The sequence below is a fragment of the Micromonospora sp. NPDC003241 genome (genome assembly GCF_053589795.1).
In genome coordinates, this window is record NZ_JBSFSO010000014.1 from 1 (window position 1) to 20,332 (window position 20,332).

General features: G+C 68.5%; 15 protein-coding genes and 1 CRISPR repeat array. Of the genes, 1 reads left to right on the forward strand and 14 read right to left on the reverse strand.

Annotated features, from left to right (window positions below):
* The first annotated feature begins 21 nt into the window (after window positions 1–21).
* A CRISPR array of direct repeats spans window positions 22–964; the repeat unit is 28 nt; unit sequence GGACCACCCCCGCGTGCGCGGGGAGCAG.
* A gap of 334 nt (window positions 965–1,298) precedes the next feature.
* Both ACWDVW_RS13970 and mobF read right to left on the reverse strand, forming a co-directional pair.
* On the reverse strand, window positions 1,299–2,357 hold the full coding sequence (locus tag ACWDVW_RS13970; RefSeq protein ID WP_449948091.1) for a hypothetical protein: 1,059 nt from the start codon (window positions 2,355–2,357) through the stop codon (window positions 1,299–1,301).
* Window positions 2,357–6,610, reverse strand: coding sequence for a MobF family relaxase (mobF, locus tag ACWDVW_RS13975; protein WP_449948094.1), 4,254 nt, complete (start codon window positions 6,608–6,610; stop codon window positions 2,357–2,359). Before mobF ends, ACWDVW_RS13970 begins: the two co-directional genes overlap by 1 nt.
* A 235-nt stretch (window positions 6,611–6,845) precedes the next feature.
* Between mobF and ACWDVW_RS13980 the strand changes: the two genes are divergently transcribed.
* The gene (locus ACWDVW_RS13980) at window positions 6,846–7,274 is read left to right on the forward strand and encodes a hypothetical protein (protein ID WP_449948097.1); all 429 of its coding nucleotides are present in this window, start codon (window positions 6,846–6,848) and stop codon (window positions 7,272–7,274) included.
* 61 nt (window positions 7,275–7,335) lie between these two features.
* Here the strand turns inward: ACWDVW_RS13980 and ACWDVW_RS13985 are convergent, their stop codons facing one another.
* The 12 genes from ACWDVW_RS13985 to ACWDVW_RS14040 form a co-directional block, all read right to left on the reverse strand.
* Window positions 7,336–8,013, reverse strand: a complete 678-nt coding sequence (locus ACWDVW_RS13985) for a hypothetical protein (protein ID WP_449948099.1) — start codon at window positions 8,011–8,013, stop codon at window positions 7,336–7,338.
* A gap of 139 nt (window positions 8,014–8,152) precedes the next feature.
* Window positions 8,153–8,596 (reverse strand): hypothetical protein, encoded by a 444-nt coding sequence (locus tag ACWDVW_RS13990; RefSeq protein WP_449948102.1) that lies wholly within the window; start codon window positions 8,594–8,596, stop codon window positions 8,153–8,155.
* 242 nt (window positions 8,597–8,838) lie between these two features.
* Window positions 8,839–9,480 (reverse strand): GGDEF domain-containing protein, encoded by a 642-nt coding sequence (locus ACWDVW_RS13995; protein WP_449948105.1) that lies wholly within the window; start codon window positions 9,478–9,480, stop codon window positions 8,839–8,841.
* A 281-nt stretch (window positions 9,481–9,761) separates the two neighbouring features.
* Window positions 9,762–10,277, reverse strand: coding sequence for a hypothetical protein (locus ACWDVW_RS14000; RefSeq protein ID WP_449948108.1), 516 nt, complete (start codon window positions 10,275–10,277; stop codon window positions 9,762–9,764).
* An 83-nt stretch (window positions 10,278–10,360) separates the two neighbouring features.
* The gene (locus tag ACWDVW_RS14005; protein WP_449948111.1) at window positions 10,361–11,071 is read right to left on the reverse strand and encodes a hypothetical protein; all 711 of its coding nucleotides are present in this window, start codon (window positions 11,069–11,071) and stop codon (window positions 10,361–10,363) included.
* Window positions 11,072–11,233: 162 nt separating this feature from the next.
* Window positions 11,234–12,754, reverse strand: coding sequence for a hypothetical protein (locus ACWDVW_RS14010; RefSeq protein WP_449948113.1), 1,521 nt, complete (start codon window positions 12,752–12,754; stop codon window positions 11,234–11,236).
* A 499-nt stretch (window positions 12,755–13,253) separates the two neighbouring features.
* Window positions 13,254–13,931 (reverse strand): hypothetical protein, encoded by a 678-nt coding sequence (locus ACWDVW_RS14015; protein WP_449948115.1) that lies wholly within the window; start codon window positions 13,929–13,931, stop codon window positions 13,254–13,256.
* 272 nt (window positions 13,932–14,203) lie between these two features.
* A complete protein-coding gene (locus ACWDVW_RS14020) occupies window positions 14,204–14,644 on the reverse strand; it encodes a hypothetical protein (protein WP_449948119.1) in 441 nt (146 codons plus the stop codon).
* Window positions 14,645–15,088: 444 nt separating this feature from the next.
* The gene (locus ACWDVW_RS14025) at window positions 15,089–16,612 is read right to left on the reverse strand and encodes a ParB/RepB/Spo0J family partition protein (RefSeq protein ID WP_449948122.1); all 1,524 of its coding nucleotides are present in this window, start codon (window positions 16,610–16,612) and stop codon (window positions 15,089–15,091) included.
* 317 nt (window positions 16,613–16,929) lie between these two features.
* Window positions 16,930–17,466, reverse strand: coding sequence for a hypothetical protein (locus tag ACWDVW_RS14030; protein ID WP_449948124.1), 537 nt, complete (start codon window positions 17,464–17,466; stop codon window positions 16,930–16,932).
* Window positions 17,467–17,604: 138 nt separating this feature from the next.
* Complete coding sequence (locus ACWDVW_RS14035) at window positions 17,605–18,744, reverse strand: DUF932 domain-containing protein (RefSeq protein ID WP_449948127.1); 1,140 nt, start codon at window positions 18,742–18,744, stop codon at window positions 17,605–17,607.
* A 591-nt stretch (window positions 18,745–19,335) separates the two neighbouring features.
* The gene (locus ACWDVW_RS14040; RefSeq protein ID WP_449948130.1) at window positions 19,336–19,842 is read right to left on the reverse strand and encodes a hypothetical protein; all 507 of its coding nucleotides are present in this window, start codon (window positions 19,840–19,842) and stop codon (window positions 19,336–19,338) included.
* Window positions 19,843–20,332 lie beyond the last annotated feature (490 nt).

Sequence of the window (20,332 nt, forward strand, 5' to 3'; positions counted from 1 at the left end):
TAACCGGTTAGCGGAGTAACGGGACCACCCCCGCGTGCGCGGGGAGCAGGGGACGTACCCCATTTCCGCCATCGTCTCAAAGGGACCACCCCCGCGTGCGCGGGGAGCAGGGGACGTACCCCATTTCCGCCATCGTCTCAAAGGGACCACCCCCGCGTGCGCGGGGAGCAGCTTGCAGGTGCTTGGCCTGCGGCGAGTAGCCGGGGACCACCCCCGCGTGCGCGGGGAGCAGGACCTGCTCCAGGACAACGAGAACCGGTACTACGGACCACCCCCGCGTGCGCGGGGAGCAGCCACCGCGAGGGACGCGAAGCGCCGGGACGAGGGGACCACCCCCGCGTGCGCGGGGAGCAGGGGCTTGGTAAGTCCCTGCAGTCACTGACCATCGGACCACCCCCGCGTGCGCGGGGAGCAGGCAGCGTCTCCCGCACGCTCGGGAAGATGGGTGGGACCACCCCCGCGTGCGCGGGGAGCAGTGTCTGCGCGCGTCTCTGCCTAGCTACGGCTGGGGACCACCCCCGCGTGCGCGGGGAGCAGGACCTACCTAGGGAGTCTGTCTGCCATCGCACGGGACCACCCCCGCGTGCGCGGGGAGCAGGTTCGCGCCATGCAGAAAGCCGGCGTCGGCCCCGGACCACCCCCGCGTGCGCGGGGAGCAGGTGTAGTCGGCCCGCCCGTACACGTCACGGCCGGGACCACCCCCGCGTGCGCGGGGAGCAGCGGTCTGCGGCCGGCGGCGGTAACCAGCGGTGGGGACCACCCCCGCGTGCGCGGGGAGCAGGCCGGCACAGCAGCCATGTCGGTGGTGCCCTCGGGACCACCCCCGCGTGCGCGGGGAGCAGGGCGAGTCCGGGGACCTCGGCGGCACCTGGCCGGGACCACCCCCGCGTGCGCGGGGAGCAGGGCCTGGTGGGGATGTGCGGCCCGGTGCGGGTGGGACCACCCCCGCGTGCGCGGGGAGCAGGCTTCCTGACCTGCGCCGCTATAGATCAAGTATGTCGTTTTCCTTCACTTTGATTCGCAAGATCATCTAAATCCTCTTCGTGGGCCGGATCCGAACGTGCCCGCCGGCATTCACGGTAGTCGACTGAATGTCGGACCGTGACAGGCCGGAATGCCGGCCGCTAAGCGGTATGGGCTTAGCGTAGCGGGTTGTGGAGAGCGCCGATCGGCTCGTCGTCGAGGGCGACGTGGTGGTGGTCTCGGATCGGGCAGTGTGACACAGGCAGGGTTGCCCGGCGACCGAATACAACGAGGATCGCCAGCTTCAAGATGGACGACAGTGCTTTGCGCCGCTGCTAACCGGAGATACTCGGGCTGTCGGGCTCGCCGCGCTCAGGTGTAGAGCGGTCGATGTCGCGAGAGTTCTGTGTGGATGCCTCTCTGCGTTGCTGAGGGGTGATGCGGCCGACGGTGTCGCTGAGTTCGTTGACGCGGTCGGCGATGTCTCGGAGTTGGCGGAGGACTTCGAGGGTGAGGTGTTCACCGCCGGGGATCCGTGCGAGTTCGGCCTGGGTGACGAGGTTGGTGAGGATGTTTCCGGCCTGGGTTGGCTGGTCGTTGTCGGTGTATGATGGTGCCGAGGACATGGCTTGGGCGCGTTGGCTCAGGTTGTGGGGGTCGCGTTCGCCTTCTGGTGGAGCGGCCCTCCTCTCGTTGAGGCGTAGTTCGGTGCCGGTGGTCGCTTCGAGGATCGTGGCGACGTCGGTGATGCGGTTCCACCATTGGGGTTCGTCGGTGCGGAGGGCGCGTCCGGCGGACCAGGCGACGGCGTCTGCCATCCACAGTCCGGGGTGTGTGCGGTCCTTGACGTGGATGAGGCGCATGCGGTGGCTGATGGCCTGGTGGTCGAGTAGGCGGCGGTAGGCGCGGACGTCGCTGCGGTCGGTGGCGGGTACGCGGGTGCCGCTGTCGCGGGCGAGTCGCCATTCGTCTTCGCTGGCGCGGCTTTCGAGGATGACGTCGCGGACGCGGTGGGTGTTGAGGTGGCGTAGTAGGCGTTCGAGGCTGATCTGTCGGGCGTGTTCGCGTTGGCGTTCGAGGTGGCTGGCGATGCGGTGGGGGCCATCTGGCGGTGGTTCCGGGCTGCCGTGTCGCAGCGGGGTGTGGACGGAGATGACGGACCAGCCCGCGTGGTCGTTGACCACGTCGAGCATGTCCTCGATGATGCCGACGTGCCCTCGGTGGTAGAGCACGGAGGAGTGGTAGTCGTGGTCGCGTGCGGCGGCGCGTGCGGCGTCGATGGCCGTGGTGACGTCGTTGTGGTCGATGAGGACGGCGGACATGAGGTAGGCGCCGGGGCTGCCGCGTTGTTGGAGCCAGGATTCGTCGACGTAGGCGATGGGGTGGCCGGGCATTAGTCGAGCTCCGTCTCGTTGTCGGTGGGGGTGAGTCGTTGCCGGGCGGCGTCGGCGTGTTCGGGCAAGCGATGAGGTACAGCGGCGGCGTGCGGTTGGGGTCGGGTGTCGTCGATGGCCCGGACTCGGGCAGTGGTGGCAGCGACCGCGTCGGTGAGGGTTGCGTTGCGCGTGGCGGCGCGTCGGACCTGTTCGGCGGCTGCTGCGAGGCCGGCGTAGCGGGTGGGAAGGGCGCTGGCGTACCAGCGCGACCAAGCTGCGTGGTGCGTCTCTAGGCCGGAGACTTGCTGCCGGTGCTGGTCGATCGCGCCCTGTTGCTTGACCAACTGGTGAGTCAGGTTGCTGCTGTGGCGGGCGGCGGCGGTGGCCCGCTGGTTGGCGTCGCGGTGTGCAGTGATGGCGCGGGCGCGGGAGGGGCCCCGGTGCCACCACCGGGGCCGGACGTCGCGGACGAGCGTGGTGGCGTGGCGGCCGGCGGCCTCGACAGCGGCGCGGAGGAGCGTGAGGTCGTGGTGGCGGTGTTCGGCGTCGGTGAGGTCGCGGTGGGCGGCGCGGAGGTGGTCGGCGACGTAGGCGGGTGCGGCGGCGTCGGCGGCGCGTTGGGCGTCGATGAGGTGGTGCAGGGTGGTGGTGTCGGCGGTGGTGAGTTGGCCGGCGAGAGTGGCGGCGCCGAGCGCGACGCGGGCGCGGTGCCAGGCGTTCCAGCGGTGGATGTTGCTGGCGGGTGGCTCGGCGCCGATGGGGTGGTCGCTGGTGAGCTGGTATCGGTCGCGGTAGGCGACGACGACTTCGGCGCGGCCGAGCCACTGGTCGCGGCCGATCGGGTCGGCGGGCAGGTTGCCGAGGGCGTGGGACCAGGTGGGTTGCTGGGTGGCGGCGAGGTGGGCGAGGGCTTCGATGCGGCGGTCGCAGATGGCGGCGATCTGGCGTAGGGCGTCGCCGATGTCGCCGCTGGCGGTGGCGGGCAGGCGGTCGGTGTAGGTGCCGGATTGTGGGGAGGAGGTGGCGGTGATGGGATCGGCGACGGCGCGGCTCAAGAGCCGGTCTATGCGCCAGGAGAGGACAGCGGCGATGTCCTCGGCGGTGGTCAGTTCGCGGTGTCGGATCGTGCGACGCAGCACGTCGGCGGGGTCGTGTCCGGCTGCTTCGAGAGTGGTGAGGCGGGTGATGAGGGCGGGCAGGGCGAGGTCGTCGGCCAGCCGATCGGCTAGGGGCCGACCGGCGATGCGGCGGACGATGGCGAGGTAGTCGGGGATGCGGGCGCGGGCGGCGAGGTCGTCGTAGACGGGCGTCCAGGTGGGTAGGGCGTCGGCGTCGGCCCAGAGTTGGTGGTGGGTTTCGGTGGCGGAGCGTTCGGGTTGGGCGCGGCGCATGATGTCGGCCAGGACGGCGACGCGGGCGGTGGGCGGCTGAGGTGGGGTGCCTTCACGGGGATGGTCGTCGGTGACGATGTACGCCTCGTTGAGGGTGTGGCCGCGGGTGAGCATGACGTATAGCCGCGCCAGCGTGGTGCTGTCGTCGACGAGCGCGCGGGCGGAGTGCACGGTCTGCCCCTGCACGGAGTCGACAGTGAGGGCATAAGCGAGCTGCACGTGCCGCGCGACGTATGTGGCGGGCAGCACGGCGCTTACGTCGGTACGCGGTTTGGTGACCCGGAGCCCGCCGTCGCGCGCGACGGCTTGAACGCGCCACTGGTCGCGGTTAGCGACGAACGCGCCGCCGGCGCCGAGGCGACGGTCGTTGCGGCGGGTGACGATGATGTCGCCGACGCTGGCGTGGTTGCCGTCGTGCAGGCGCACGGTCGGGCCGGTGCGGATGAGGCCGGCGCGTAAGAGGATGTCGCGGGCACGGCGGGCGATGTCGGCGGCTTCGTCGCCGGTCTCGACGAGCATCATGCTGGGATGGCCATTGGTCATGTCAGCGGCCCACCGGTCCAGCATCTGACCGATGAGCAGGGTGCGGTGCCCCCCGATGAGCCGGCCGCGGCGGTCGTATTCGTTCAGGACGGTGAGGTCGCCTGTGCGCAGCCGTAGCGACGCCGATGCTTCCCACGGATGGGCGAAGCGGTGGACCTGGGAGAGGTGGGTGGTGGCGCCGAGGCTGTCGAGGTAGCGGAACAGCCCGCCGGGCCCGACTGCGGAGATCTGTGCGGGGTCACCGACGAGGATGAGCCTGCCGCCGACGGCGTCGAGTTGGGTGACGATGCGGGCGAGGTCGTGGCTGGAGACCTGCGACGCCTCGTCGATGATGACCCACTGGCCGGTTGCGAAGCGCCAGTCGGCGGCGCGCGTGCCGGGCGGCGGCCGGTCATGGGATCTCAGCCACCGAGCGATGTTCTCGGTCCGCAGCACCGTTGCGTCGGGCTGGCGGGTGGCGTCAGCGAGCAACTGCGCGGCGGACTGTCCGACGGTGAGGCCGAGCACCGGCACGCCGGTGTGCCGGGCGACGGCGACAACGGCGCGTTGGAGATAGGTCTTGCCGGTGCCGGCGGGTCCGACGACGCCGGTGACGCGCCGGTCATCGCCGACGAGGAATCGCAGCGCGGCGGCCTTCTCCGGCGACAACCGGAAGGTGACGGTGGCGGCGTCGATCGCCGTGCCGGGGGCGGGGCGGGCGGCGCGGCGGCTCGCGTAGGTGATGACTTCTTTCTCGGCGGCGAGGACGGCGTGGGTGGTCATCTGCAGGTCGCGGTGGCGGGTGTATTCGCTGTGCTGGTCGCTGCTGCGCAGCAGCGTCGGCCCCCACTGCACGAGGGCGGGCGGTGTCAGCACCCGCAGCCCGCCCAGGTTCTTGGCAATGGCGTCACCGGCGAGGGCCTGCACCCTTTGCCAGTCGGCGTGCGGCGAGTCGCCGGGGGCGATGTCGAGGACCCGGCCGATGGCCAGTTCGAGGTGTTCGCGGCCGAACACGGCACGCTCGCGGCCGAGAGTGTGCACGGCGCGGGCGAGCGCCAGGCGCACGTCGCTACGTACTGCCGCGTCGATGATCCGGTCGCGTTCACGTCCGGTGATCCGCAGTTCGCCGGCGGCGGTGCGTAGCGCCTCCTCGTCCACACCGTGCGGGTTCAGCCTGCGGGCGCGACGAAGGACACGCCGCGCCGTGTCGGCGATGTCGTCGTTCACTTCACCGGTGAGGATGCGCCGTACCTGACCAGGGGTGTCGAGCCCCGCCTTGCGGTCCTCGGCCCGCCACCGTTGCACGGCCTGATCGGTGGACTCCGCGCCCTTGGCCGGGCGGCGGGTTCGCAGCGTCGCATCCTGGGCTCGTCGCCGCCACAGGGCCGCCGGTGCACGCGTAGGTGATCCGGTGCGGTCGACACGGCGGTCCATCTCCTGCGTGATGGCGGCGCGCCGCTTGCTGAAGTGGCATAACGACGCCTCGCTGATGCCGACGATCTCACGAATCCCGGAGTCGGTGCGGGCGGCGAAGGTGACGCCACGGCGCTCATGTAGTTCGAGTTCCACGGCGCGCTCGTAGGCGATTCGGGCACCGACGCTCGCGCGATAGAAGGCACGCCCGTCCAGCGCCAGCCACTGCGTCTCGCCCGATCTGCCAACTGTTTTGACCTTCGCCGAGACGACGACGTGCGAGTGCAGTTGCGGGTCACGTTCGCGGCTCATCCGGTGGTCGAAGACCAGCGCCGCCAGCCCTTGGGTGTCGAGTTGGCGGATGCCGCCCGCGCCGGTTCGGGTGAAGGCACCGTGCCGCTGGAGGTGATCGAGCAGCGCGCGCACTCCAGCGTGGTGGGCGGCCATGACATCCTGCTTGACAGCGCCGTCGCCGAAAGCCCACAGCAACGACACGCTGTTGACCGGCGACACGGTGACGTCGTAGGCGGACACAGCCCGCCTTTCGGGGGCGTTCATGAGGTCGTGCCACACCTTGTCGCGCTGTTCCACGGTGGCGTCATCGGGTAGGTGCATCAGCGCGCGTCGTACCGCTTCCTCGCGGTACTCGTCGGTCATCGGCGCGTAGAGCCGCCATTTTTGGCCGAGCTGGAACCCCGTTGTGGGGTGACGCCCTTGGCCGATGAGATAGCGCATCTGTTGTTCGGTGACCCAGCCGCTGACGCCGAGCACAGCGGTGCCGTCGCCGGCCCACCAGCCGGGGCTCTCACCGCGCGCGGCGTGGTTGATGTAGTAGGGCGTCGGGCCAGTGTCGCCGATGGGGCGCAGGTCATGACGACCGGCGGCAACCTGTTCCATGACATAGCGGTAGCCGTCGCCGGGCGAGATGCGGGTGACGGTCAACATGACTTGACCGTAGGAGATCAACTGCTAATGCGGCGGCCGAGAATGCAAGGGGGTGTGTCCCCTGTAACTGGGCAAGAGGCGACGCGGTAAAGGACTGGGCAGGCCAGCCATGCTGTAGCCAAAACTGAACGGGCGTGATGAGAAGGTGTGGAATTGTGGCTAGGTCCGAACGGTTCGGTAATTGGTGTGGGGCGTGATCTGGCGAGCAGGTTTGGGCAGTGGTTACTGTCGGGAAATGGCGAGTAGAACGGGGAATGAGGCGACTCGGGCGCTGCGGCGGCGGCAGGAAGTTGAGCTGCGGGCGGCACGGGCGGTCGAGCAGGCCGCCGGGACGGTGCAGGAGGTGCAGCGGCGGCGGCAGGAAGCCGTGGCCCGGCTGGATCAGGAGGTCGGCGCGGCGGCGGAGGCTCACGGCCTGGCCGTGGCGGTGTTGGCGACGGTGCTCCGTGATGATGGCTTGGCGGCGAGTTTGACCGGGGTGGACGTTGCCCGGGTGCGGTCGTACCGGCGTGGCGCGGACGGCGCGGCGGTACGGGCGCGGATCGCTGAGTTGGGCGAGGTGTTGCCGCGTCGCCGACGGACGGCGGTGGCGAGACCGGCACCAGGGTCGGGGGATGCGGGCGTGGGTGCTGCTGGTGCGGTGTCGGGCGACGTTCAGTCGTGAGCTGTTGGGGCTGGCCGGTCCGGGTGGTGATCCGGACCGGCCAGCATTGGCGCTGCGGCGTCTAGGTGTAGTCGAGTCCGCAGCCAGTGCAGACGTGGACGGTGCCTTCGGCGTTCCACTCCATGAGTTCGTCGTCGGTGGCGGTGCAGTGTTCGGGGATGGCGGCGGGCCAGTTGCCTTGGATGACGCGGTGACCGGGGAAGACCCAGTGCCGGGAGGTGCTGCCGTGGTACCTCGCGGGCGGGCCGGGGTGTGGGTAGGCCAGCGGCAGCGTGACGCGGTGGCGTAGACCGGTGCCGGTGAGGTCGGTTGGGGTGAGGGGCGGCAGGTTGCGGTGCACGGCGCGGCGGTACCGGTCGTAGTCCTTGTAGGTGGGTGAGGCGAGTTCTGCGCGGTCGATCAGAGCGAGGGTTTCGTACGGCTGGGCTGCCTTGTGGTGGTGTAGTGCGGCGTTGAGGTGCGCGTCGGCGCGGGCGTTGCGGTCGGCTTGGCGGTTGTCGCGTTCGGCCTGAGTGGTACGTGGGGCGGTGAGTAGGTGTGGGTGGGCGTCGAGGTGGGAGGTTACGGCTGCCCAGACCGTAGGGCGGCCGTACTTCAGGGTGAGTCCGTCGAGGTGGCTGTCTGCGATGTAGCGGATAGCTGCGTTCGTGCCGCCGTGGATTGGGCTGTGGAAGTAGTTGGGGGCCCAGTCGGCGCAGGTCTGCGCGATCGTGACGAGTTCGGGGCGGGTCATGCCCACGGGCGGTGTCCTTTCGAAACGAGGGTGTTGGGTGCTAGTGCGCGACGGGAGCAGCAGCGAGCGGCGCGCTCGATGCGCGTCGGTGACATCTGCGGTGCGGTGGCCCGGCCGCTTCATGCGGCTGGGCGACGCGTGTGGGTCAGGCGTGTTGGCCGAGTAGGCGGGCGGGGTCGCCGGTTGTGATCCATCCGGCGGTGTCGCCGAAGTGCCGTTCGGCGCGATGGGCGAGTGTGACGGGGTACAGGTCGGGGCGCTGCACGTGGTGCTTGCCGTTCTGCCACAGGTCGAGCAGTAAGGCGGACAGCCGAAGCACGGCGCGCATCCTGTCGAGGTGGCAGGCGTCGCAGCGGTGTCGGCGGGCGTACTTGATCAGGGCGACAGTTGCGGCGCGTAGCTCGATCGCTGCGGCGGTGGTGTGGGTGGGAGTGGTGGGCCACGTCGGAGCGTGTTCGCAGAGGTGCAGGAAAGCGATGACCTGTTCCATGCGACGGCGGGCGGCGTCAAGCAGGTGCAGGATGTGCCGGGTGCGCGGGTCGGTGGGGAGGGCCGGAATCGCAACGGTGGGAGCGGTTAGCGCGGACATCGTGAGACTCCTTGCATGGGGGGGGTGGGGGGTGTCCGAAAGGGGTTCGCCGTCCCTTGTTGAGCTACTATTACTTCTCCCGTTTATTCGGGCTGTTGCTGTCCGTGTTAGCCCGAAACTGCGCCAGTGGTGAGGGTGCGCCGAGGTCGCAGAGATGAAGGGCGTTGAGCGCTTGGGCCGGGCAATCGCCGTGCGCGTGGCCGGAGGCTTGTCGGCGCTGCGGCCACGCGGACGGATGGCGATTACCGGAAGCGGCGGCGCTGCTTCCGCCGTGTCTTGGTGCCGGTTGCGCCGATGTTGGGGTGCCACTCCTTGACGCCTCCGCCGCGTCGCTTGGCCGCGTACATGGCGGCGTCTGCTCGGCTGATGAGGTCGACGGCGGTCACGTCGTTGTGGTCCGCGAGGGCAAGTCCGAAGCTGGCGTAACAGCCGAAGTTCGTTTCGCCAAGGGCGACCATCGTGGCGTCGAGTGCCAGAGCGGCGGCCTCAGTGTTGATTCGGGCAGCCTGCATGCCGTCGTCGGTGATGATCATGAACTCATCGCCTCCCATTCTGCCGACCTTCGCGCGCCACAGGTCGAGTGCCGTCAGGGTGCCCGCAACCTGGCAGAGCGCGAGGTCCCCGGCGGCGTGGCCATGCTCGTCGTTGATCTCTTTGAAGCGGTTGAGGTCAAGAAGGGTGACGGCGACCGGGCGGGCGGGGTCGGCAAGCAGGGTGTTGAGGTGCCGGAGCAGGGCGCGGCGGTTGAGGAGTCCGGTCAGCTCGTCGTGATCGGCCTCGTGGCGGGCGGTTGCCAGGTCGGCGCGAAGCTTGGCGTTGCGCGCGAGAAGCGCGATGCATGACGCGGTGGTGACTGCGAGCATGGCCGTGGATGTGGTGAGCATGTGGGCTCTCCCTGGGCTGGGGGTTGTGTGTGGTGGGGGTTCGCCGTCCCCTTTGAACAGTTATTACTATACCCGTTTCTGGCTCGGCTTTCTACCCGTGCCTGTGTCGTTCGGACATGAGTTTTTATGATCTTCAAGGTGGGGTGTCGGCTGCCACGCCGACCAGCTCGACCCATGCGGCCGGAGGCCGCTTCCGGTTTCCGGTCCGCTAGGACCGGGCGTGCAACCCGGACACATCCCGGCGGCGGCTCCGAGCGGGGCCGCCGCCGGGATGTGCTTGGTTACTGGTCGGTGGGGGGTGGCTTGATCTGTTGCACCCGGTGCAGTTGCGTGAGGAGGATTTGGGCGGCGGGTGTATGCGTCCGGGGATCCCAGATTCGCCGGTAACCGCTCGTCCAGAGCAGTCGCCAGGCGTGGGCGGCGTGGCCCGGCCGGGCGCCTGCCGGGTCGCCCGCTGACGTGGGGGTGTCCGATGTCTGGGCGCGGTAGCGGCTCATGGTGCCAGCGAGCATGGGGCAGGCGATCACGCTGTACCGCGCGCACTCGGGGTGCATGGCGGGCTCTGATGAGATGAGCCGGGAGAGATCGATGTCGCGCATGGCGAAGACGAACGGCTGGGTCATTGGGTTGCCGCAGATTTGGCAGATGCGGTCGATTAGGGCGGCCAGGAGCCGTTCGGCGTCGATGGCTCCGAACCGGTGTCGGCCGTCGGGTATCTGCATGGTGATCCACGGAACGACCAGGCCGCCGACGGTTGGGCGGTGCCGCAGCGTCGCCGGGATGGGAATCTCGGGCATGAGGGGTCTTTCTGGCTGAGGTGGGGCCGGCCGGAGGGCCCGGCCGGACCTGGTGGTCGGGGTGGGCGGGGCGCGTCCGCCCCCTAGGAAGTGATGTCCGCGCCGAAGCGGCGCAGCATGTCGTCGAGCGGAATTGCCTCGCGGACCGTGCTGCCGTCGTGGGCGATGCGGAACGCGTGGAAGGCTTCGCCGTTCTGATGCGGCGTGTACTGGATGTGCTCGACGTGCTCCCCGTCGAAGGCGGCGTGGAGCAGGGCGTGGATGGTGGCGGCGTGGTCCGTGTCCGGCGTTCTCCCAGGAGCGGCGCTGCGGGTCAGGGCGTGGATGATGCGCTGCGCCCGTGACGGGTTGGGGGCTGCCGTGTCGGTGACGACGACCGTGACGGAGAAGATGCCGGTGCGGTAGACCCGTAGCGGGCATGTGACCAGGTTGCCGCCGGTGGTGGGGTAGGTCAGGGTGGCCGTCAGTTCGAGCGGGGCCGGGCCGGGGATCACCGGCACCGTGTGCGCGAAACCGGGCTGCGCCCGAGTGCCCTCCCAGGTGCGATCCGCCTCAAGGTCAGCGCGCAGGGTGTTGGGGATGACGGCGTACGGACGCACAGCCTCGATGACGGTCTCTGGGTCCGGGACGCACTCGCCTGCGCCGAGCCAGACGGGCATGGCGTCGGGGCTCTCCTCGTTCAGTACGCCGGTGTTGATCACCTGGGCGAAGAAGCTGCGCAGGGGGCGGTCCCACCCCACGCGCACGACGTAGCGTTCCTGGCCGGGGAGGGCGTCGAGCTGACGACTGCTCACGAGAAACTCCTTGGGGTTCGGTGGTTGTCCTGGTGGGGTTCGCCGTCCCACTTGAACAACTATTACTATACCCGCTTATGGGGTAGGCGTCGACCCTGTTCGGGCTGATGAGTGGTGCCACCCTGGGAGAGCCGAGCACGGCAGGCTCCCCCAGGGTGGCCGTCATTGCTTGTGCTGGTTGGTCGGGTCGCCGAGCACGTGTACCCGATCGGTGAGGATGAGCGGCGCGTCGGCCGGACCCTTGATGTGTCCGCGTACGTAGGTGCGGCGGCGCAATGTGCGGCCGGGTCCGCATGGCTGATTCTCTCGGAAGAATCCGGGCACCCACCAGCGGCGGGTGTAGACGCGCGTTGGCTTCTTGTCGCTGGTGGCGCGTGGCGACTGCTGCTTGGGGCGCAGCCGTACGACTCGTACGAGGGGGACGGGCCGGTTGGCGCGCTGGTACGCCTTGCGGGTCGCTTTGTCGGTCGGTGCGTCGGTGATCTCCGCGTCGGGCTGCGTGGTGAGGATCCATGTTGCGATCAGTGAGCACAGCATGAGGCGGGTCTGTTCGCTGGCGGGTGCGTAGGGCTGACCGAAGCGCAGTCCCGCGCCGGTGCTGACCGGGGCTAGCCATCCAATGCGCTCGCGGAGTTCTTGCAATTCGCGTTCGGTGAGCTGTCGGCCCCGTGTCAGGGCTTCGGCGGGGGTGTAGAACGTGATCCAGACGCCGCCGGGAACTGGTCCCCACTGCGCTGCGATGATCGGCACCGTGACCCCGGTTTGTCGTTCGGTTGGACGGTAGATGGGCGTGTGCCAGATGAGCAGTCCATCCGGGGCGGGCATCTCGACTGACTCGATGCGTACGTCCGAAAGGTCACACGCGGCGTGCGCGGCGAGGGCGGTGAAGTCAGGGTCAATCCAGAACATGCGTGCGTTCTCGACGTGGTTGGCCATGAGGGCGGTGTACTGCCGCATCGGCTCGGCGTTGTCGGCGTCGACGGACGCGGCGGGCTCGTCGAGGGAAGCGCCGGGGAACATGTGCCCCGGGACCTTGTACGTCTCCCCGGCGGTGAGCGCGTCTAGAAGGTAGTTCCGGCTGGAGGTCCGCCAGAACCGCACCAGCCGATCCCGTACCTTGGGCAGCATCTGCGGGCGCAGCGTCCGGAATTCGGGCGCGGCGGGGACGGCGGTCGCCTGGCCGTCGGCCGGGCGAGCGGTGGTGCTGCCTGCCAGGGGTCGCCGTACGGGAATGCCGGGCGTGGCGGCGAACAGCGCCTGGTGTAGCGGGCGCAGGATCCGTGCTTCCGGCCCGCCATCGCGGCGGCGGCGAGCCCGCTTGTGGGCGCGCTGGGTGAGTCCTTCGGGGTCGCGCCGTTCGACCAGGCGTGCGCAGCCCTCGCACGCGGCCCAACTGCTACCGAGGTTATGCATTTGCATACCGGCTACGTCGGTCGTCATCGCCACGTCGAGCTTGCCGAAGGTGAAGCTAGCCACGGGGTCCGGCGCGGAGCAGAAATCACACAGCAACTGCATGTTGGCAAGCTGGGCAAGGGGCACCGGTTCGGGCTCGTGGTCCTGGGGGCTATGTCCAGGGTGCAGGAACGCCTTCTCGCCCTGCGCGGTGATGACCGTCAGCGGTATGCCGCACGTTGCGCAGCCGTATCCCTCGATGACTGGTTGGGGGTCGCCATGGATGGCCATGCGTCTCCTTGGGGTTCGTGTGTGGTGTGTGGCGGGGGTTCGCCGTCCCCTCCAAGCAATTATTACTATACCCGTTTCTGCCTCGGCTTTCTACCCGTGCCCGTGTCGTTCGGACATGAGTTCTTATGATCTTGAGGTGGGGTGTCGGCTGCCACGCCGACCAGCTCGACGCGTACGGCCGTGGCGCGTCCCCCCACTTCTTTCGGCGGTGGGGGGCGAGTTCACTCGTCCCGCGGCGCGCGCAGTGGAGGTCAAGTTCGGGTGCGGGGTTTCGAGGAAAAGATCATGCGGGGTGTGCATGATGTTTTGCGAGCCGCACCCGAACTTGACCGGAGCGAGCACGTCGCTAGCCTGTCGGGCCCCCACCGAAGGAAGAAGGGGTTTGGGCAGTGCGGCCGGAGGCCGCTTCCGGTTTCCGGTCCGCTAGGACCGGGCCTGCAACCCGGCCACCGTCCCGGCGGACAGTGCGAGCGGGTGCGGGCGTCGAGTCTGCAGGCAACTACTGTCGCTGCGCCGACCGATCGAGGATCATCCAGAGCGTCGCGCGCTTCCACTTGCGGCGGTGGCGACCTTTCGGCCCGGTCGTGTCTTCGTCTGCCTGGCGAAGCACGTCTTCGGGTAGGGCGGTCGGGTGGTTGTAACCGAGCACGCGGGCGGCCTCGACGGTACCGACAAGTTCGTCGGGATCGCCGGAGCGGTCTGGGTGGCCGTGGGGAGTCGCCGAAGGGCGACCAGTGTGGGGTGCGCCTTGGCCGGTGCGGCTGTCGGCGATCTCCCACACGGTGCGGCGCCTCCAACGGCGGCGCTTGCGGCCGGTGGGAGTGAGTGATTCGTCATCGACGCGCTCCAACAAGAGCGGCCAGATCCGATTGCGCCCTTGCAGAGAGTCGACGCTTTGATAGCCCAGCATATGGGCAACGGTGGTGGTGTTGACGAGTTCGTCGGGATCGCCGCTGCGGTCCACGGCGGCGCTCGCGGCGCGGCGGGCCTTGTCCCGTGGGAGTTGAAAAGCAGCAATATCGTCGGTGCGCCACCTGGTTCCGTCGGCGCGCTCGGGAAAGCCATTGGTGGCCCGTTCGCTGTAGAGCCGGTCCAGGTGGCTGACGGAGATGCCGAGCATCGCCGCAGCCTGGGTACGACCTACGTGGTTGCTGCCGTGGGCATCGCGGGTGGGCATGCGCCGATGATGCCGTATTGGTTGGTGGGAGGGAGGTAGGGGATGGGGAAGGTGAGCGTCGACCACGCTCACTGCTTCGGTGGTCGGCGGTCGGTCTGGCGTAGAATGGCAGGCAAGTGCTCGGCGTATGGGTCCTTGGGGGCCTGTGTGGCGTCGGGCATCAGGCGGCCGGGGGGAGTTCGCCAAACTAACCCCCCGGCCGTTGCCCTGTCCGGGAGCGGCGCGGCGGTGCGATCGCTGACGGAGCGGATTCGGCGCACTCGCCATTGGATTCACCGTTCCGGGGGGCTGGTAGTGGTGCGGAGGTAGCGGCGGGCGGTTTTGGCGAGCAGGCCGTACTGCGTGTCCCCTCGCGCGATTACCCGCCCGCTCGGCAAGTGCCGCGCTACGTACTCGCGTCGCGGTGCGTCCCAGCCGCCGACGCACACGGGGGTGGCCTCGGCGACGAGTTCCCAGCGTTCGCCTTCGGCTGAGGCGATGTGGGCGTAGCGCTCGCGGGTCAGCGACCAGTGGTGGTTGCCGGGGGTGAGGATCAGGCCGTGCTCGTTGCCGTCGCGGAATAGGTGTTGCTGGCCGGCGCAGTCGCGGACCATCACCACGTCCGCTTGCGCGTCGAGTGGCTGGGGTCGCGTTGCGTGGCAATGCCCGTGGCCACACAGGGGTAGGTGGCCCGCAGTCGCGCGTTCGGCATCGGTGAGGGCGGTGGATGGCATGGCCGGCTCCTTGGGTTGGTGTGTGGGTTCAGGTCTAGGGAACCTCCTCGCCGGAGCACCTATTACTATACCCGGTAATGGGCTTCTCTGTCTAGGTCAAGCGTCGTTCGTTAGGGGAGGTGGCGGCACGTGGAGGCGCGGACCTCCGCAGGGCGAACGGTGGAGCTGGCAGGCCGACGCGGCCGGGTGGCCGTTTGGCTGCGGGAGTAATGGTTTACGCCGGTACGGGCCGAAGCGACATCGGGGCTGAGGACATCCGAAGGGATCGCGCGGCGTGCGGTGTGACGGTCGAGTTTGCGGCCTGGGCTGTTGTGGTGCTGCCAGTAGTGGGGCGTCAGCGATCGAGGTTCTGGTTCAGCGGATGGCCTCGATACGAGGTGAAGGCGCAACCTGAGGCGATCATGGGTGCCGGGCGGGGCCTGGTATGGTCCCCGCCCGGCTGTATCAGGCGGCGAGAAGGTTCCCGGGCGCGGACCCGGCAGGTTCCTCGGTGCGGTCCGACGGGTCAGGCTTACCCTCGGCCTGCCGGGGCTCACTCCCGTTGTCGACGGCGTCGGTGTCGAGTACGTCCAACAGTTCGTCGGGCTCGGGTGCCGTGACGACGGTGAGGTCGGCGCGCTGCGTCGTGCGGTTGGCGATGGAGTCGATGATGAGCTGTTCGACCTCGCCGACCTGGAAGCCGTTGGAGACGCACCACTGCAGCCACTTGGCGACCGCCGGGTCGGGTGCTCGCCAGGAGGATCGGGTGATGCCGCTCTCGTTGGCGGCGGCGATCGCGGCGAGGGAGATGACTGAGTACCGGCCGTCGCTGACGCCTCGGGCGGGGACGCGCTTGGTGCCGGGCCGCTTGGCCTTGCCCGGTGAGAGGAGTTCGTCGAGCATCTTCCGGCCGCCGTTGACCCAGGTCGAGAGGATGTATCCGGAGTCGGCCAGCATCTCCGCGATCAGCTTCGCCGTGCCCTTCGGCGGGGTCTTGGCGGTCAGGAACGTCGTCAACCATTCACGGCGGACGGTGTTGGCGATCTCCATGGCCTTGTTGTTCTCGATGACCATTCGCCGTTCGGCCTTCTCCTGCTCCGTCATGGGACCGCTGCGGGCGGGGGCCGCGGCGTAGGCGGGCACGGCGTGGCCGTGCGCGTGCCAGTCGGTGCAGTAGAAGGTCTCCGTCAGCCGGTCGTCATAGGTGAGGAGCAGCCGCACGGCGTGTCCGGGGCAGCCGCTGTGCCCTTCGGCGTCGAGGCGTTGGCCCTCGGCGTCGCGTAGGTCGTTGACCTCCTTGATCTTGGGATCGTTGTAACGGGGGTGCTCGGTCAGCAGCGTGACCCCGGCGTCGACAAGTTCGGCGCGTCGGGCAGCCTCTGCTGCGATTGCGGCGCTCCTGCCGCGATACTGTTCGACGGCGCGGGCGAAGGCGAAAGGCCCATTCTCGGCCTCGTCCAGCAACATTTCGACACATTCGGGTTCGTCGGCGAACTCTGCGAGCACGGCGACATGGGTGAGGTCGAGCCCGAGGGTCTGCGTGCGCTCGGCAGAGCGCCTATCCAGGGTGGCGAATTGCCGTCCAGCCTTGATCTGCTCCGGCTGGTAGCCGGTGTGCCGAGCGATGTCCTCGTCATCCATGCCGTCGAGGGCGAGCTGCTGGATGCCTCGGGCCTGCTGGGCTGCGGTGAGGTCCGTGCGGTGGACCTGCCGGAGCATGCTGATGAGCTGTTCCCGGTTGGCGGCCAGGTCGTCACGGACAATGACCTGGATCCACTTCTGCTCTGCCTCGACGGCGGACCAGTAGCGCTGCTCGCCGTCGATAATGAGGTACGGGCCGTCGTCGCCGAGCCCGAGCGGCGTGACGATGAGCGGTGAGAGGAGGCCGCGAACGCCGTCCTGGTGCAGGTTCTGCACGATGCCCGGCAGGGCCTGCGCGTCGTCGCGGGCGTTACCCGGGTTCGGCTTGATGTTGGCGACCTCGACCATGCAGTGCCGACCGGGCAGCTCGGGCATGTCCTGGTCGTCGCCGGTGCCCTGGGAGCGGGCGTCGGTCGTAGCGGCTGCGGGAAGGCTGATGGCTTCCGAGGAATCGTCTGGGGCCTCGCTGTCGATCTGCGGTACGGGTGCGGTTTTCGTAAGCACGGTTCGTGCTCCCTTCGGATTGTGGGTGTTGGTTGGCCGGGGGCGCGTCTGGGGCTGCCGTCCAGAGCGCTCCGGTGGTTTGTGGGGGCCGCTGTCGAGAGCGGCAGTGGCGGGCTTCGCGCGGATCGCTGTGGAGTTGTCAAGGAACGGTGCTCGATCAGTCAGGCGGCGGTGGCAAGAGCGGTGAGGTGTGGCCGGTTGGGCGGTGACGGCATGGCGCAGTCGGTGCAGGTGTAGCCGTTCCAACGGTGCGGCCTGGCACCGTCACCCGCCGGACAGGGCAGGAGCTGGAGATCAGCGAGGTGTGCCCGATTGAGGCAGACGGGGCACAGACCCCAGTTGGCGGTTGGCGGTCCGGAGATCGAGGTGTCGCAGTGCGCGCAGCAGCAGCCAGCCTGCCGGAGGGCTTGACCGATGACGTCCGCTGTGGCGATTGCGCGGCGGGCGTCGGCGGCGAGGCCCTTCCATGCGGCGGTCTGCTGTACGCGCTGCCAGTCCTCGTCGGTCAGGGCGGGGCTGGGCAGGCTGGCGGGGTCGTCTGCCTGGGCCTGTAGGTATGCCTCGACCTCTGCGCGGCCGAACAGGGGTCCGGTCCATTGGAAGGTGCGGGCGAGAACGGATACGAGGTGTCGTGCGTCGGGCTCCGCGAGGTTTCGCGGCAGCGATACGCCGTGAGGCAGCCCGATGAACATGGGCATCGTTGCTCCATCGGTAGAAGGGGATCGTCGCGAGGCGGCACGCGAGGATCGAGCGCGGATGGCGGTGGCATCGGCGAGACGTGCATGTGTGGACCCCTGCGGGTCGGGTGCCGCTGTGGCGGCGGCACCCGACCAGCGTCAGAGCATGGCAGCGATCTCCATGGCGCGGATGCCGGCGTTTTCCATGTCGAACGCGGCGTCGGGGTCACTGATGGTCTGCGCGGCGCTGGTGACCGCATGCAGCATGCCCCCGGCGGTGCGGTCCCCGCCGTCGATGAAGTGGTTGAGGATCAGGCGCTGCTGGTCCTCAGTGAAGCGAAGTCGCTGCCCGACGACTCGGATGGTGTGGTCGGGGTCGGGAATGCGTCGGCCCGCCTTTTCCTCGATCTCCTCGATCTTGCGGCGGACGTAGCGGACATCGAGGAAGCGGCGCACGGCGTCGCGGGCCTGCTTACCGATGAGGCTGAGATTCGCCTCATGGGTGTCGTTGCTCCACCGGATCGTGCCCTCGTCCATCTTTGCGCCGAGGTGAACTGCGCGCAGGGCGTCCTTGGTGATAGTGACGCCGTTGTCGCAGACCTGGACGACGATGCGCGGAGTGATGGTCATCGCGCCCGAGCCGGTTTCGCTGTTGGTGAAGACGAGACCGGCGAAGACAACCGGGTTGTCCGCGCCGGTCGCTCCGGTAAATGGGCTGCGGTAGTTGCGCAGCAGCGTCGGAGCGAGGGATTTGATCGCCTCGGAGTGGACTCGCACGACCATGCGCCGTTCACTTAGGTCGCACGCAAGGTTCACCCGCAGCCCGGACTCACGGATTCCGGACAGCACAGACATCAGAACATCGAGATGGTCGATGATTTTGTATCCGTCGCTGAGGAAGGCGCGCAGTATGCCGCCGCCGTAGCCGTTAGATAGGCAGCGGGCAAGGTATCGCTTGCCGTGCTGAAGATCGAGCCAGCCGTTGACGTTGGCGTCATAGAGGTGCAGGGCCTGAGCACGGGTTTTCCGCAGGTAGCCAGTGGGGATTCCCAGCTTCTCGCCGAGTCCAGCGTCGCCGAGTTCGGTGGGCAGGTACAGCCCATCGGAGGCGGTGACGCCGGTGTCAGTGAGGACCGGCTCCGCGCCGGTGATGCGCAGGTTGCCGGCTTCGGCTCGCAACATTCCGGTTCCGGCGACGATGTCGAGCTTGTATCCCTGCTGCTGACTGAGGATGTCAGTCAGGTCTGCCAGCGAGGCGTGTCGAGCGGTCAGGGGAATGGTGCTGATCGCGTCACTCACGACGGTTTCCTTCGGTTGGGTTGTTGGCTATTCGGTCGGGGGTTGCCGCCCCTTCCTCATGTATTTAATGATACATGACGCCTCTTCGGGTGTCTAGCCGGATTCCCTGGTCTTTGGTGATGGGTGACCTGATCTGGATCTCTGTTAGTGGAAGGTGGTAGCGCGCGAGCAGCGGGGAGCCTTCCGGGTCATTGCGCGTGTCGAACGCGGCGTGCCCTGCGCATTCCTGTGGCTCAGAGATTCTTCCCGGCGGCCTGATCTGCGATCGACCATTCTTTGTGGTGGGGGGCAAGCTGGTGTGTGGCTTGCCCCCCACCACAAAGAATGGTTGCCCTTGGGCAGGTTGCTGGGGAGAATCGGTCGCTGCTTTGTCCTTCCCCTTCCCGGGGCCTGCCTCGCCGGCGAGGCGCTGCGGTTCAGCGGCGGAACGCTGACCGGGCCGGGGGCCATCGGCCGCAGGCCGATTTCAGCTGGCGGAAGCTGGGGCACGGCGTTGGCGGACGAAGCTGCGACGGGGCGATCACCGTTGGCTCGTCAAGCAGTCGGGGAGGCGGACCGGCGATGGGCGGGCCCCCGGGGAGTTGTCGGCTGTCACTCGCATTGCGCGGGCAGCGGATCGCTCCTGCCTCTTTGGTTGATCCACTCCTGCACGCGACGGCGCTTCCAGTAACGAACCATGCCTGGCCCGGGTGCCGGTTCCTCATGATCGAAAAACGGGAGGTAGCCGTCCTCGTGGCGACGCCACGCCACTCGGCTAAGGTCGGCGTACCTATCCCATGTCCCTTGGCTGACCTCTAGGATCTTTCGAAACTCGGTGGCGGAGATCAGTTCATCCGGGTCGCCGACGAGATCTACGTAATGAACGCGTGCTCTGGCGGACTCGACGATCTGCGGCAAGAGGACGTCGCGGACGCGCTTCAAGTCATCGAGGGGAAACCATGACTTCTTGTCTAGCTTGACCGGCGCGGGCCAGCCCGAGCCCTGTTGTCGTTGCTTGGGTGAGGTCTTGAGTCGAACTGTCGCCTCGGACCGACGGGTGAACTCGGCCGCCCCGGCGATGTCGGTGTGCGGTTGGCCACCGATGTTCCGGATCTCCATGCCTGTCCCTGCCCGCGACGAAGACGAACCGGCGGTTGAAGCGACCGGAGGACTTCATCCGCGGACGAAGTGGCAACCCCCCGGTCGCCTGAAACAACCAACAATCCTCACCCCACACCGCGAACGCCATGAGGCCGAAGAGATTCTGATGTTAGCAGCCGGCTCCGTGGCTGCCGGGCCGCTGGGCTCCGTAGCGTGGGCGGCATCGTGGGGCGCCGTGCAGGGTGGCTACCTCGGGGCGTGGCCGCTCGCGTGGGGCTTGGGGTGCGTCGTCGACCGTCTCGGTGGTGCCGCTCCGGGTGGCCTGCTGAGCGGCGAGCAGCTTCAGCATCTCGGTCCGAGAGCCCATTGCGACCGCGCGCAGCGACCGCCACACGTCTCGGCCCTTGTCGGTCGGGTCGGAGCCGAGCACCCAGCCGAGGCATGCGCCGCCACGCGACCAACCGGATCCGATCCCACGGCGACTGCCCCAATCAGCCCGCCGTGCCCA